The 14,376-nt window shown below is 47.5% G+C and carries 13 protein-coding genes and 2 tRNA genes; 10 read left to right on the plus strand and 5 right to left on the minus strand.

What is annotated here, in order from left to right:
• Nucleotides 1-209: 209 nt before the first annotated feature.
• Nucleotides 210-614 (minus strand): DUF2946 domain-containing protein, encoded by a 405-nt coding sequence (locus Undi14_RS15410; protein WP_200181372.1) that lies wholly within the window; start codon nucleotides 612-614, stop codon nucleotides 210-212.
• Nucleotides 615-889: 275 nt separating this feature from the next.
• Between Undi14_RS15410 and Undi14_RS15415 the strand changes: the two genes are divergently transcribed.
• Both Undi14_RS15415 and Undi14_RS15420 read left to right on the plus strand, forming a co-directional pair.
• On the plus strand, nucleotides 890-2,605 hold the full coding sequence (locus Undi14_RS15415; protein WP_200181374.1) for a methyl-accepting chemotaxis protein: 1,716 nt from the start codon (nucleotides 890-892) through the stop codon (nucleotides 2,603-2,605).
• A 147-nt stretch (nucleotides 2,606-2,752) separates the two neighbouring features.
• The gene (locus tag Undi14_RS15420) at nucleotides 2,753-3,508 is read left to right on the plus strand and encodes a carbonic anhydrase (protein ID WP_186898480.1); all 756 of its coding nucleotides are present in this window, start codon (nucleotides 2,753-2,755) and stop codon (nucleotides 3,506-3,508) included.
• Between the two features lie 149 nt (nucleotides 3,509-3,657).
• Here Undi14_RS15420 and Undi14_RS15425 read toward each other — a convergent pair whose 3' ends face one another.
• The gene (locus Undi14_RS15425) at nucleotides 3,658-5,184 is read right to left on the minus strand and encodes an acetyl-CoA hydrolase/transferase family protein (protein WP_200181376.1); all 1,527 of its coding nucleotides are present in this window, start codon (nucleotides 5,182-5,184) and stop codon (nucleotides 3,658-3,660) included.
• Between the two features lie 117 nt (nucleotides 5,185-5,301).
• The gene (locus Undi14_RS15430; protein WP_200181378.1) at nucleotides 5,302-6,240 is read right to left on the minus strand and encodes a bestrophin family protein; all 939 of its coding nucleotides are present in this window, start codon (nucleotides 6,238-6,240) and stop codon (nucleotides 5,302-5,304) included.
• 143 nt (nucleotides 6,241-6,383) lie between these two features.
• Between Undi14_RS15430 and hpaR the strand changes: the two genes are divergently transcribed.
• From hpaR to Undi14_RS15450, 4 genes are all read left to right on the plus strand, one after another.
• A complete protein-coding gene (hpaR, locus tag Undi14_RS15435; RefSeq protein WP_200181380.1) occupies nucleotides 6,384-6,839 on the plus strand; it encodes a homoprotocatechuate degradation operon regulator HpaR in 456 nt (151 codons plus the stop codon).
• A gap of 368 nt (nucleotides 6,840-7,207) precedes the next feature.
• Nucleotides 7,208-9,085, plus strand: a complete 1,878-nt coding sequence (locus Undi14_RS15440; protein WP_223826891.1) for a potassium transporter Kup — start codon at nucleotides 7,208-7,210, stop codon at nucleotides 9,083-9,085.
• 56 nt (nucleotides 9,086-9,141) lie between these two features.
• A tRNA-Arg gene (locus tag Undi14_RS15445) sits at nucleotides 9,142-9,218 on the plus strand.
• Nucleotides 9,219-9,407: 189 nt separating this feature from the next.
• A tRNA-Arg gene (locus tag Undi14_RS15450) sits at nucleotides 9,408-9,484 on the plus strand.
• A 106-nt stretch (nucleotides 9,485-9,590) separates the two neighbouring features.
• On the opposite strand, the gene Undi14_RS15455 is transcribed toward Undi14_RS15450, so the two are convergent.
• Nucleotides 9,591-10,001, minus strand: coding sequence for a thioredoxin family protein (locus Undi14_RS15455; RefSeq protein WP_200181382.1), 411 nt, complete (start codon nucleotides 9,999-10,001; stop codon nucleotides 9,591-9,593).
• A 73-nt stretch (nucleotides 10,002-10,074) separates the two neighbouring features.
• Between Undi14_RS15455 and tsaB the strand changes: the two genes are divergently transcribed.
• Genes tsaB through Undi14_RS15475 form a run of 4 tightly spaced genes read left to right on the plus strand, consistent with a single transcriptional unit; the run spans nucleotide 10,075 to nucleotide 13,025 of the window.
• Nucleotides 10,075-10,764, plus strand: a complete 690-nt coding sequence (gene tsaB, locus Undi14_RS15460; RefSeq protein ID WP_200181383.1) for a tRNA (adenosine(37)-N6)-threonylcarbamoyltransferase complex dimerization subunit type 1 TsaB — start codon at nucleotides 10,075-10,077, stop codon at nucleotides 10,762-10,764.
• Between the two features lie 31 nt (nucleotides 10,765-10,795).
• Nucleotides 10,796-11,242 (plus strand): ribosomal protein S18-alanine N-acetyltransferase, encoded by a 447-nt coding sequence (gene rimI, locus Undi14_RS15465; RefSeq protein WP_200181384.1) that lies wholly within the window; start codon nucleotides 10,796-10,798, stop codon nucleotides 11,240-11,242.
• Complete coding sequence (locus tag Undi14_RS15470; protein WP_200181385.1) at nucleotides 11,242-12,054, plus strand: uracil-DNA glycosylase family protein; 813 nt, start codon at nucleotides 11,242-11,244, stop codon at nucleotides 12,052-12,054. The genes rimI and Undi14_RS15470 overlap by 1 nt, the downstream gene beginning before the upstream one ends.
• Nucleotides 12,054-13,025, plus strand: coding sequence for a DUF1853 family protein (locus tag Undi14_RS15475; protein WP_200181588.1), 972 nt, complete (start codon nucleotides 12,054-12,056; stop codon nucleotides 13,023-13,025). Before Undi14_RS15470 ends, Undi14_RS15475 begins: the two co-directional genes overlap by 1 nt.
• Here Undi14_RS15475 and lplT read toward each other — a convergent pair.
• Entirely contained in the window at nucleotides 13,022-14,284 is a 1,263-nt protein-coding gene (gene lplT / locus Undi14_RS15480; protein WP_186883690.1) for a lysophospholipid transporter LplT, read from the minus strand. The genes Undi14_RS15475 and lplT overlap by 4 nt on opposite strands.
• Nucleotides 14,285-14,376 lie beyond the last annotated feature (92 nt).

The following is a 14,376-nucleotide window of genomic DNA, read 5'->3' on the forward strand; positions in this document are numbered from 1 at the left end:
ATTCAAATAAGCATCACGTCGCGTCACATGATTTCATAGCGAAACAGAGAAATGCTGAAGCGGCGATGCGGCGATTGCACAGCAACTACAGATGCGGCAGACGCGTCTTCCTATGTCAAAAAACGACGAGATAGAAAGGAACTGTGCGGTTGATAACGCTGAACGAACGTTGCTGCAATGCTGCAATGCTGCAATGCGAGATTGATTTCTCAGGTCAGCAAGGGTGGGGCGCGCGACTGGACTGAGGCCCAGACAAATAACGGGGAGGGGGATGTATAAAACAGCGCTGGCAGTGGTAACGCTTGTATGCGGATGGGAAGACTCAGCGCGACAGCCGGAGGCAAGGCAAACGAAGCTGCGCTGGTAAAACAATAAGCGCAATGCCCCGCTTGCATATCGCTATCGCCGGAATGTGGCGCGTTGTCTTGCGATGCTTGCAGCGAATGATCTGCATTGTTTGCGCTACTGATTTGCGTGGTACATATCCCTGACCAGAATGAATCTTGGTTTTTTGCGGCGAGCGCAGAAGAAACAGACGGCATGAACAATGCCAGCAATATCGCAAAACATGCGAGTAGTGCTGTGTATCGTTGTGTGCGGGAATGTTGTTTCATGGCGACATTTTATCATTAATGCTGTGCGTTACAGGCATAGCATGTTGTCGTAAGAATATAGAAAAGGTTAACTTTTCTCAAATCACGTAACAATTGACAATTGTCAACAGTAAATGTTTTTTTAGCGATATATGCTGATGTCCAGCTTTTCTGTCGGCGTTTCACTGAATATGTTTGCATGAAATTGCAAAGCGCAAAAAAGGTCGTCATTGATTACGATTCACAACCCAGTAAAAACCGAACCTTTCGAGCAGTAATTTACCGGAGAGACATTTATGAAATTATCAAACCTGCCTATTGGTACGCGGCTGGGTGCTGGCTTTGCCCTTGTGCTGCTTATGCTGATTGGTGTGGCCTACCTCGGTATTCACGGTATGCAGCAATCCAACCAAGCATTACATCATGTTGTGACAGTGAACGTTAAAAAAATGGATGCGCTTGAGGATATGTCCAGGTCTGTCCATATCGTTTCGCGGGTAATACGATCAATCGCTTTGCTAACAGATGAAGCACAGGCCAAGCTGGAACATAAAAAAATTGATGAGGCCAGGGTCCATTACGATGAGGCTTTTTCCAAATTGGAAAAAATGCCCCTTGATGAAACAGGAAAAAAAATTGTTGCCAGTATTAAAGAGGATCAGCTCGCAGCAAGAGCACTGAATAACAAGTTTGCAGAAATGGTTCAGACAAACCGAGAAGAAGCAGTGCAATTTCTTTTGAAGGAAGCCAATCCAGCGACCACAAAATGGCAGGATGCTATTCGGGATTTTATAACTCTTCAGGAAGAAAAAAATACGATTGACGAGGAAGCTGCAGCACATGCATATCAATCAGCATTGATGCTGATGATTTCCATTGCAGTTCTTGCTGTTATTTGCGGCGCGGCAGTTGCCTGGTTCACGTCCAGATCGATTACTGCGCCGATAGGTGTCGCGGTTGATCTGGCAAAAACAGTTGCTAAAGGGGATTTAACCTCAGAAATTCAGGTACATTCGACAGATGAAACTGGTCAGTTGATGCAGGCGCTGAAAGACATGAACGGGAATCTGATTGATATTGTGAGTAAGGTGAGGGTTGGCACTGAAACTATTCATACCGCTGCCACTGAAATCGCTTCAGGAAATCTGGATTTGTCGTCTCGCACCGAAGAGCAAGCAGGTGCACTGGAAGAAACCGCTTCTTCAATGGAAGAGTTGACATCGACCGTCAAGCACAATACGGATAACGCGCGGCAAGCGAATCAATTGGCTATTTCTGCGTCAGAAGTCGCTGCCAAAGGCGGTGCCGTGGTCAATGAAGTGGTTCATACGATGGGGGCAATTAATGCATCATCGAAAAAAATCGTGGATATTATCGGGGTCATTGATGGTATTGCTTTTCAAACTAATATTCTCGCGTTGAATGCCGCGGTGGAAGCGGCGCGAGCAGGCGAACAGGGACGTGGCTTCGCAGTCGTTGCCAGTGAAGTGCGCAATCTTGCGCAGAGATCGGCTGGTGCCGCCAAAGAAATTAAAACCCTGATAGGAGACTCGGTAGAGCAGGTGGAAATTGGTTCTCGCTTGGTGGATCAGGCTGGTTCCACCATGGATTCTGTCGTATCCAGTATCAAAAATGTTACCGATATCATGGGGGAAATGAGTCTTGCAAGCCAGGAGCAGACCTCCGGTATCGAGCAAATTAATCACGCGGTGACGCAAATGGACGAAGTCACTCAGCAAAATGCGGCGCTGGTTGAAGAGGCCGCAGCTGCAGCCGCATCGCTGGAAGAGCAAGCACAAGTCCTGACGCAAATTGTGAGTGTCTTTAAAATTCCCGGGGCGCATGGTGGATTTGCACCCACGTCGAAAACCAATGACCGTGTTGCACCTGCTTCTGTGCGAAACAATCAGACTCAACGAGGTCAGGTAAAACGTCTTGCCGGTAGTGTCAAGGTTGCGGATGGCGGGAAATCAATCAAGGCAGCTGGTGGCGAAGAGTGGGACGAATTTTAATTTAATTATATTGTGTGTCGCTTCTGGAATTGCTGTTGTTGTCGTTGTTACTGTTTTGCACTGTTGAAGTGGTCTGAGTCTTGAAGTTATTTTTTTGGGGCTCTTGCTTGAGTAGGATTTTTTTTAAAAATTGAAGGAGATGATGAAATGAATAAAACAGTTTGTATGGCTGTCTTGGGTTTGTTATCTGTATCATCCGGCCTGGCTCTGGCAGATGATAAGGCTCATGCTCCTCACTGGGGCTATGAAGGAAAAACTGCGCCCGCGCATTGGTCTGAGCTGGATGCTGCCAATACTGCTTGTAAAATGAGTAAAGAGCAGTCACCAATTAACATCGTTGAGCGCAATGCAAAAAAAGCCGCCTTGCTGCCGTTGGATTTTAAGTATGTCAGCAACAGTGCTGAGGTAATCAATAATGGTCATACGGTGCAGGTCAATGTACCTGCTGGTAATAGTCTTAAAACTGGCGATGATGAAGGTAGCCTGTTGCAATTCCACTTTCATACGCCTAGTGAAGAAAAAATAAATGGGGTCAGCTATCCTATGGTTGCGCATTTTGTGCACAAATTAAACGACGGTAAATTATCTGTTGTTGCTGTCCTGTTTAAAAAAGGGAAGGAAAATGCTGCATTGGCACCGGTCTTTTCTGCCTTGCCTGCAGAAGGGAAAACAACTCCGTTAACTAATTTTGATCCAGCCAGTGTTTTGCCAGCGACACGTACTTACTACAAATTCACCGGTTCATTGACAACGCCTCCATGCAGTGATGGGGTGCGCTGGCAAGTGCTGAAGCAGCCGGTTGAATTGTCCGCGAGTCAGATCGCGGCGTTTAAAAAGCTTTATAAAATGAATGCCCGACCAGTGCAGCCATTGAATGGACGTTTAGTCGAGGTCAGTGAGTAATCCCTGATTTTAGTCCGAACGCAAGGGGGATATTGGCGAGTTTTCTTATCAAGCCTATGCATTCTCATTGTTGCGTCAAGATATGATGAACAAAACGCCAACTGAAAAAATTCAGTTGGCGTTTTGTTGTATCTGCTCTTGGAAATAGATCAGGCAACAGCTTTCAATGCGACAGCTTGTTCCAGCATAGTGCCAGTTTCACGATAACGGACATGCCAGGAAAACGCCTTCTCCAAGACGTGTGGAGTCTGTCCGCCACGTAATTCTGCCTCCGCCAGATAATCTAGTAACATTTGTTTGTAAGGCTCTGCCACACAGTTCTGAATGATTTTCTGTGCGCGTTCACGCGGTGCTAATCCGCGCAGATCTGCTAGGCCGACATCGGTCACGATAATGTCAACGTCATGTTCATTGTGGTCAACGTGCGTGACCATAGGAACGATACTCGATATCTTTCCATTCTTGGCAATCGCCTTGGTCGCAAATACCGACAGGTAGGCGTTGCGGGCAAAATCGCCCGAGCCGCCAATACCGTTCATCATGTGTGTGCCGAGTACATGTGTGGAGTTCACATTGCCATAAATGTCGGCTTCAAGCGCGGTGTTGATGGCGATGATGCCGAGACGACGAATGACCTCGGGATGATTGCTGACCTCTTGCGGACGGAGCACCAGGCGATCTTTGTATTTACCGATATTGGCAAATACTTCCTGACTTTTTTGCGCCGACAGTGTGATCGATGAGCCGGAAGCAAAGTCCAGTTTTCCGGCATCAAAAAGATCGAAAGTGGAATCTTGCAAGACCTCTGAATACATTTGCAAATGTTCAAAGGGGCTGTCAATGAAGCCCGTCATGACCGCATTCGCTATCGTGCCTATACCCGCCTGCATGGGCATCAGGCTATTAGTCAGTCGGCCATCTTTGACTTCTTGTTTGAAAAATTCAACAAGGTGGGCTGCGATCTGCGCTGTTTCTTCATCTGGTGGCAAAATGGTCGAAGCGCTGTCGGCTTTTTCGGTAATGACGATCGCAACAATTTTTTCTGGCGGGATCATGATTGCCGTTGTTCCAACGCGGTCGCTTGCCGACATGATAGGAATTGGTTCCCGTTGCGGTCTGTGCTTAGGAATGAAAATATCGTGCAGACCTTCCAGTTCCAATGACTGTGTCAGATTGATTTCGACGATGACCTGATCTGCCAGGATAGCAAAGCTGGCGCTGTTACCGACAGATGTGGTCGGGATGATGGCGCCGGTTTCTGTGATCGCAATGGCTTCAATGATGGCGACGTCAATCGCATTGATCTGGCGCGTGCGCAATTGCTCAACTGTTTCGGATAAGTGCTGATCGACATACATGATCTCGCCGCGATTGATTGCCGCGCGCAAGGTCGGGTCTGCCTGAAATGGCATGCGGCGTGTCATAGCGCCGGCTTCGGTCAGTGTTTTGTCGACATCGCTACCCAGTGATGCGCCAGTCATCAGGGTGATTTTCAGTTGTTCAGATTTTGCCCGTTCCGCAATCGCGAGGGGAACAACTTTTGCGTCACCAGCTCGCGTAAAACCGCTCATGCCTACCGTCATTCCGTCTTCTATCCACGACGCTGCCCGTTCGGCAGTCGTGACGCGATTTCTTAATTCTGGAAGACGTATCCGTTGTTGTTGAGCTTCGTGCATTTTTATATTCCTTTGTCTCTGAAAGTAGATGGGAGAATTACTTTATGTTCTGATTTCCTGATTCTGCGACCAGGTTGTTGTTGCCGGTGTTTCTGAAATCCGTACTTCTTTTGTGGCCTAAGTCAGCCGATAACCCACCGGTAGCATTGGTGCGGGGAGCGGGGCATGTTGTATTGCTTCGAGTAAATCAATTTCGATGGCACGACAGATTGCATCTAATGGCAAATCATTCGCGTCAAGACCAAAGGGCTCTTCGATTTCATCGCCGAGTGCATCTAAGCCAAAGAAGGTATAGGCAACAATTGCCACCACAAATGGCGTCATAAAGCCGATCGAATCTACCAGTCCGAAAGGCAGCAGAAAACAGTAGATATAGGCAGTCCGGTGCAGCAGCAATGTGTAAGAAAAAGGAATGGGCGTATTTTTTATGCGCTCGCACGCGGCAGCGGCGGCTGTGATGGCTGATAAGGTAGTGTCAATATTGGCCGCGAGACAGGGATCGATGCGCTTTTCATTCATACTTTGCTGCAAATCCAGCGCCATACGATTAATTAAAAAATCGGGTTTGTTTTTGGATGATTGAATCAGCGTGACCTCTTCTTGAGTCAGCCATTGCGGCATATCCTCACCCGGCAAATCGCGCAGCAGATTTTTAAGTGCGTAGGAAAAGGCGATTGCCCGGTAAATCATGCGTACCCTGATATCTGTCAGCCCATTTGATGCCACTGCTGTGATCGGGTAGGCAATCAGGCTTTGACATTGGCGTGACAGGTTACGGCTCCTGATCAGTAGTTCGCCCCAGAGTTTGCGCGCTTCCCAAAAGCGGTCATACGCAGTGTTATTCCGGAACCCGAGAAAAATGGAGATAGGCAAGCCGATCAGGGTAAACGGGATGGTTGTCAGCGTGATCTTAAGTTTGAATAAGTCACCATGTGACATGGTGACCAGAGTTGCAATCAATATGTTAATTGTCAGAGCCGGCAATATTCTTGGCAATACAGAGCCACGCAACATGAGAAACAACCGAAAGCCAGACGGGCGATCCCTGACTATCATGCTTTTTCCCAATTTTTTATATGTTTCACCGATAACCCACCAGAATACTAATATATTAGTGAATTAAAACACTAATATATTAGTAAGTCAATCTGTACAATGGCTTTGAATTATTGAAAATAATTAATCTGAATGGAGTCAACATGAATCACAGGATTGCCTACCGAAATCTGCCGCAACTGTTTTTGAAGGCCCGCGCGAATCTGATGAGTCACTTCCGTCCGATATTGAGTCGGTTTGGATTAACGGATCAGCAGTGGCGAATTTTTCGTGTGCTTGATGAACACGGCCAACTCGAACCACGAGAATTATGTGATTTATGTCAGATATCCAGCCCTAGCATGGCAGGTGTACTCAAGCGCATGGAAGAGCTTGATCTGATCCGCCGCTGTGACGTGAAAGGGGATCAACGTCGCGTCTTAATTGCGTTGTCAGATCAGGGGGATGCGCTGATGCTGAAAATTGCCCCATTGATTGACACGCAATATCAATATGTTGAGCAGGCATTCGGAAGTGAAGCGATTGATGAACTGATTGCTGCTCTTGAACGGTTTAATGAGGTAAAAACAGACGCGGTCGAGCAGGTTGCGTTGGATTAACTTTTACGGTTTTCTAATCTCTGGCAAAGTAAGGGCTAGGGATACAAATCAAATTCTCTATTTATACCGACCAGCGTTGATGTTTCGACGTACTTGAAATCATATTGCGCGATCGATTGCAGTGATATTCATGGGCATAGTTCGTGTGATGTTTGATTTGCAATTGAGTTTTTTGCTAAAAGGTAAATTTATTCTCTTTCCGTCTGAGCGAGACAACATATGTCGTACTAGTTCCTGCCCGGTGAGGTTACTATTTATGTGCTAACTGTTGCGTATTAACTTAATATGTTCTTTTTTTGTTTTGGACTATTGAGTTTGCCTCTGGAATGCCCTATTGTGCAACGCACCAATAATTACAAGGTACGCAATTGGATAATCATCAAACGAAAAGCAGTCTGGCAGGATTGACGTTAGCGGCAGTCGGCATTGTTTATGGCGATATCGGAACCAGTCCTCTCTATACGATGAAGGAAGTGTTTGCGCCCGCCCACGGATTGCAGCTAACGCAAGCCAATATCTTTGGTATCGTCTCTATGATTTTATGGGGATTGATTATCATTGTTTCCCTCAAGTACGTGACGCTTGTGCTGCGTGCAGATAACCGCGGAGAGGGCGGGATTATGGCGCTGACGGCGCTGTCCCTCGAATCGGTTAGTAAAAATTCTAAACTCTACTTTCCCCTGACTGTGCTTGGCTTGTTTGGTGCTTCACTGTTTTACGGTGACGGTGTGATCACACCAGCGATGTCGGTATTGTCGGCAATGGAAGGTATTGAAGTTGCCACACCCAGTTTTAAACCAGTCGTTGTTCCTATTACGCTGATTGTTCTGATTTGTTTATATGCCGTTCAGCGTAAAGGCACTGCAGGCATAGGGAAGATGTTCGGCCCGGTGATGTTGTTGTGGTTTTCAGTTCTGGCCTTGATGGGCTTGTATAACATCATCCGCGTTCCGGGAATTCTTGCCGCTTTCAATCCCTTATACGCAGTGAACTTTGTGATTGACCATCACTGGGGGGCCTTTTTTGCGCTGGGTGCTGTCGTGCTGGCGTTTACCGGTTCCGAAGCTTTGTATGCGGATATGGGGCATTTTGGCGCTAAACCGATTCGTGCTGCCTGGTTTTTTATTGTGTTTCCCGCACTGGCGCTGAATTACCTTGGACAAGGCGCGCTGCTGATGTTTAATCCGGCAGCAGTGACCAATCCTTTTTATTATCAGTTGGGTGCGTGGAGTATTTATCCTCTGGTCATCTTATCGACGGTTGCTGCAGTGATTGCATCTCAGTCGACGATATCCGGGACGTTCTCGATGACCAAACAAGCTATTTCGCTCGGCTTTTTGCCGCGTATGAAGATTGTGCATACGTCAGCTAAAGAAATTGGCCAGATTTATATTCCGGTGGCGAACTGGATGCAATTGTTTGTAGTTGTTGGCGCAGTGATTGGCTTTGGATCATCGACGAATCTTGCATCGGCTTACGGTATCGCAAATACCGGTACGATGCTGGTGACGTCATTGCTGACGTTTTTTGTTATCCGGTTTGGCTGGAAATACAATCTTCTATTGTGTGTTGCTGCGACATTTTTCTTTTTAGCCATCGACGTTTCTCTGTTTTCTGCCAATGCATTGAAATTCTTCCATGGTGGTTACTTCCCTATTGTGCTGGGATTGATTATTTTCACCTTGATGCTGACGTGGAAACGTGGACGTGAGTTGGTATTTGAAAATCTGAAAAAACATGCAATTCCGCTGGAGGATTTCCTAGCGTCCCTGTTTGTATCTGCGCCAACCCGGGTTTACGGTACTGCCGTATTCTTACGAGGTGAGGCAGATGGTGTACCGCATGCACTTTTGCATAATTTATCGCACAACAAAATATTGCATGAACGGGTGGTTTTTCTGACGCTGCATAACAGGGAAATTCCATGGGTACCATTTTCTGAACGTATTAAGATTTCCGATCTTGGTAATTCGTGTTATCAGATCGATCTGTTTTACGGATTTAAAAATGAGCCGGATATTCCAGCTGCGCTTGCTTTGTGTGCATCGAGTGGTCTGATTTTTGAGCCTATGGAAACTTCTTACTTTATTTCCAGGCAGACGATTATCTCTACGCCAGGCGGTGGCATGGCGAGATGGCGTGAGGGCATTTTTGTTGCCATGTCTCGCAACGCACGTGATGCAGCGGACTACTATCACATCCCAAGCAATCGTGTGATTGAAGTCGGCGCTCAGGTTGAAATTTGAAATAATGGCAGGAGGGCTTATAAAATCAAAAGTCCTATGCTATAATTTTGTTTTTCGCGGCTGTAGCTCAGCTGGATAGAGTACTTGGCTACGAACCAAGGGGTCGTGGGTTCGATTCCTGCCAGCCGCACCAGATTCAAGGGACTAGATGCAAATCTAGTCCCTTTTTTCTATTCTGCGTTTCTTTTTTTTTCTTGTTCATTTTATTCCCCGGTTCGCTGCATTTTTTTTGCTTGCCGTAATGCTTATTTATCCCGCGTCACAAAAGTTGAGCGGAGGGGCTTTAAATGTTGGGTTTACTTGTGCTATAATTTTCTTCTTCGCGGCTGTAGCTCAGCTGGATAGAGTACTTGGCTACGAACCAAGGGGTCGTGGGTTCGATTCCTGCCAGCCGCACCAGATTCAAGGGACTAGATGCAAATCTAGTCCCTTTTTTCTATTCTACGGTATTCAATTGAAGAAGGTGCTCACGCTGATATGAACACCGAATTGGCTTAGTGATTGACTAGTCCGCGAGTATTAACCTGCGTAGGCTCCAGTTTTCAGGCGCCTCCTGATTGAGGGAGCTTCGCTTGATTGGTCCGGATTGCATGCTCTCTTCAATAGATGTGATGAGTCGGTGTAGTTGCGAGGAGTCCGGCAACATCGTGCCGAGGAATGCCACGTCGTCGTCGTATTGAATCAGGATGGTAGGGAAATTTTCAATTTCTATATCCTCGACCAGATGGGCATGGTCTTCTATGTCGACCCAGGCAAAGCACTTTTCCGGATGGCGGGCAGCCAGTTCTTTGAATGCAGTGCGATAAATATTACAGGTGTCGCACCATGCAGCGCAAAGGCAGGCGACCAGCCATTGTTTGGACTTCAGTTGATTTTTCAACTGTTTCAGATCATTAGTGTGAATATGTGCGTTCATGTTGTAATTCTAACCGATTCAATCTCAATAGAAATCCAGCCTTGCACTGAAGTGAACGCGGTAAAATACGTCTATGACAACGATTTTAGCAATAGAAACATCGACCGAACTGGCATCAGCAGCTTTGCTTGTCGATGATCAGATTTATGTGCGCGAGTTATCTGGCGTGCAGACCCATTCACAAGGAATTTTGCCTGCATTGCAGTCATTGCTGTCGGAGGCCGGCATCGCGCTGTCTGACTGTGATGTTTTGGCTTACGGATGCGGCCCCGGTGCATTTACAGGAATACGCACCGCTTGCGGCATTGTTCAGGGACTTGCCTATGGCGTAGAGTTAAACGTTGTGCCAGTGGTTAGTCTGCAAGCGATGGCGTTGGCAGCATTCGCGGAGGTAAAGGCGGAAAATTTTATTTGCGTTCTGGATGCGCGTATGAGCGAGGTGTACTGGGCGCAGTACTGCTTTGTAGGCGGAGTCTGCGTAGAAGTTAGCGCTCCTGTGTTGGCGAAGATAGAAGACATTACGCCGAGTGCTGATCTTGATTCACCGTATTTTGTCCTTGGGAATGGCGTTGTTTTGCCTTCTCAATTTATTCAGTTTTCATCGATTCCGATGATGCCACATGCCAAGCAGGTTGCGGAGTTAGCTAAGCTGGCGCTGGCAAGTGGTCAGGATGTCTCACCAGAGCTGGCGCAGCCGCTGTACCTGAGAAATAAGATCGCTTTAACTACTGCCGAACGGGCTTTGGTGCAAGGGCAGAAGTGATATGCGGCTTTTTCGTACGGAATGTAAACACATGCATAACTTTGTGAAATTGGGGTTTGCGGATATTGATCAGATACTGACGATTGAGGAAACGGTGTACTCACATCCCTGGTCCAGAGGAAATTTCACTGATTCGTTTTTAAGTGGCTATCAGGCATTTGGTATTCGCGATCATTCCGGAGAAGTTGCCGCTTATTTTTTTGTAATGCCTGTCGTTGATGAATTACATCTGCTGAATTTCGCAGTTCGTAAAGAAAATCAGGGGCAGGGATATGCGAGCGCCATGTTGAGATACTTGCATCTTTATGCAAAAGAACAGGGCATGACGTCAGTTTTGTTGGAAGTCCGGCGTAGTAATTATCGGGCAATTGAAGTGTACCTTGCCGATGGCTTTGAGGAAATCGGCAGAAGAAAAGCCTACTATCCTGTCGATGTAAATACCCGTGAAGATGCAATCGTGATGCGGAGAATGTGCTGATGAATGCTGCCGAACAAACGGCTCGTATCAAAATTCTGAATGCAATGGGTTTGGGCCCGTTGTGGCTCTCCCGCTATGCGTCTGAGGAGGTAACTCCAGTAGCTGCGACGTTGGCGTTGGCGGATGTTCCTCCTGCGGCTGTTTTGCCTGACGGTGGTGTCACCGATGTTGTAACAGTGGCGGACCTACCCCCGTCTTCAGCGCCAGCGGCGTCTGATCCCGTGGATCGCGTATCTGTGATGTCCTGGGATGCATTGCAAGCCGAAGTCGCGTCTTGTGTGGCTTGTGGCTTGTGTAAAGGTAGGACAAAAACAGTTTTTGGCACTGGAGATGCCGCAGCGACATGGTTGTTTGTCGGTGAGGGGCCTGGCTATAACGAAAACTTACAGGGTGAGCCGTTTGTCGGCGCAGCCGGACAGTTGCTTGATAATATGCTGCGGGCACTTGGTGTGCAGCGCGGTGAACGTGCGTATATTGCGAATGTTGTCAAATGTCGACCGACTGATAGCAGCGGTAAAGACCGGCCACCAACGCCCGATGAAATGCAGGCTTGTCTGCCGTATTTGCAGCTCCAGATTGCCTTAATTCAGCCGAAAGTGATTGTTGCTCTGGGTAAGACGGCAGCAGTTGCCTTATTGGGGGCAGATCCTGATACGCCTGTTTCGCAATTGCGTGGAAAAGAACATCGAGTAAACGGTGTTCCCATGATTGTGACCTATCACCCGGCGTATTTATTGCGTAAACCTGTAGAAAAAAGTAAGGCGTGGCGCGATTTGTGTCTCGCTCAAAACGCTTTACCAACAAACGTCTGATGCGAGTCTATCCAGACTATCAGGCACAGTTTTATCAGCAGTGGGGACATCTGAACGATGTGCATGTCCGCTCACTCGCATGGTTGTTAAGTTCTCCCGATTTGCTCGATCAGCAGTCCCCTGTGTGGCAAGGTGCGATCGTCGCACCGGAGCTGCCATCTCAGAGTCAGCTTGAACGGTGGTTAACCAAGCTTGATGTATTTCCTGAGCCTTTGCATCAGGCCTTGCGTGACGCGCCGACAAAACGACTGGGTTTGTATGCGGAGGTGTTGCTTGCTTTTTATCTTGCTGATTCAGGTGAGCTGTTTGCGCATGGTCTGCAAGTGAATGACGAGCAGGCACGTACCATAGGAGAATTTGACTTTCTGGTAAAAGAAGGTGCGGGGCTTGTGCATTGGGAGTTGGCGACAAAGTTTTATTTGTTTTTTTCTGACGCGGCATCTGAACAAAACGGAGCACCTGATTTGTTTAATTATCTCGGCCCGAATCTCGCGGATACGCTGGGTGCCAAGATGAAGAAAATAGTGCTGCAGCAATTGCGTCTGGGTTTGCATCCGGCAGCAAAGAAATTGTTGCCTTTTCCTTTGCTGCGTTCTCAAGCACTTGTCAAAGGCTGGTTGTTTTATCGCGATATGGATATCGGTCGAGCAGGCTCTGCGGTTGATGGGGTATCGGAGCAGCATTGTCGTGGTTACATCTGGACTTTGCGTGATTTGCAGGAAATGCCTGAATGCGAAGGCGTTATTTTGCAGCGCCTTGCCTGGCTGGCACCGGTGCAACTGATTAGTGACGCTGTATTCGGAAAGCAAGAATTACTGACACAGATCAAATCACATTTTTCGATATCGACTGCGCCAGTGTTGCTGGCGATCACCCTCACCCAGAACGGTATTGCCCGGGAAGTTTGCCGCGGTATGCTGATCCCGGAAGACTGGTGGGATCGGGCTTCTGCGGCAAAATTGCATCCCTAGTGTTTATGCTCACCTATCAGTGCCAGTGAATCAAACTGGCGCTGGTTTGCACTATGCTTTCTCATCACAATGAACATTGTACTCGCCACAAATAAGCCGAAGATCACAATCACAGCCTGAATGTTCAGGTCTAAATAGATCATCAGTGCATACAAGCCCAACATGATCAGTACTGATAAGTTCTCATTGAAATTCTGTACCGCAACTGAATGTCCAGCACTCATCAGTACATGGCCGCGGTGCTGTAAGAGGGCATTCATAGGCACTACAAAGAAGCCTGCCAGTGCACCAACCAGAACAAGTAAAGGATAGGCGAGCCAGACGCTGTGTACGAAGATCATGGTGGTGACGACTAGTCCCATTGCGATGCCCATGGGCATGACTGCCAGTGATTTTTTGAGTGGGACAAATTTAGCAGCAGCAACTGCGCCGATGGCAATGCCGATAGCGACAACACCTTGTAATACCGCTGCTTTATTCAGCGGCATTTGCAAAGATTCTTCTGCCCATTTTAAAACGATAAACTGCAGTGTTGCCCCGGCGCCCCAGAACAGCGTAGTGACCGCCAGTGAAATCTGCCCCAATTTGTCTTTCCATAGTGTGACAAAGCAATGAGAAAAGTCACACACTAATTGCACTGGATGGGGCTTTTGATGGGCGTAACGGGCACCTGTGTCGGGGATGCGCAAATTAAATAGAGCAGCAAGCCCATAAAAGAAGGTAATGACACAGAGTGCTGCCTCGGTCGGCGTATTAATTGGAAAATCAACTACCGGGAAATCAAAATTCAGCAAGGTCGCCGAAATATGAGGGGTGACCAGCGCACCACCAAGTACGGTGCCGAGAATGATGGAGGTCACGGTTAAGCCTTCGATCCAGCCGTTTGCGGCGACCAGTTTTTCGGGGGGGAGCAATTCCGTCAGAATGCCATATTTTGCTGGTGAATACGCTGCAGCACCAAATCCGACGAGAGCATAGGCAATCAAGGGATGCACATGAAAAAACATTAAAGCGCAACCAAGGACTTTAATCATATTCGTAATGAACATGACCTTGCCTTTGGGGAGTGCATCAGCAAAGGCGCCGACAAAGGCCGCTAGTAATACGTAAGAGACAGCGAAGAAAAATTTCAGTAAAGGTGGCATCCAGCTTGGCGATTGCATCGATACCAGTAACGCCATGGAGGCAATCAGTAGCGCATTGTCGGCCAGCGAAGAAAAAAACTGTGCCGCCATAATTGTATAGAAACCACGTCTCATGCTTGTCGTTTGCCTGTTACAAAGTGTTATCGGTCAGCTTTATACCATGAAAATCTCGCCTGATCGCGGAATTAGAGCATGTATATCAGAAA

Source organism: Undibacterium sp. 14-3-2, from assembly GCF_016595265.1.
GTDB lineage: Bacteria > Pseudomonadota > Gammaproteobacteria > Burkholderiales > Burkholderiaceae_D > Undibacterium > Undibacterium aquatile.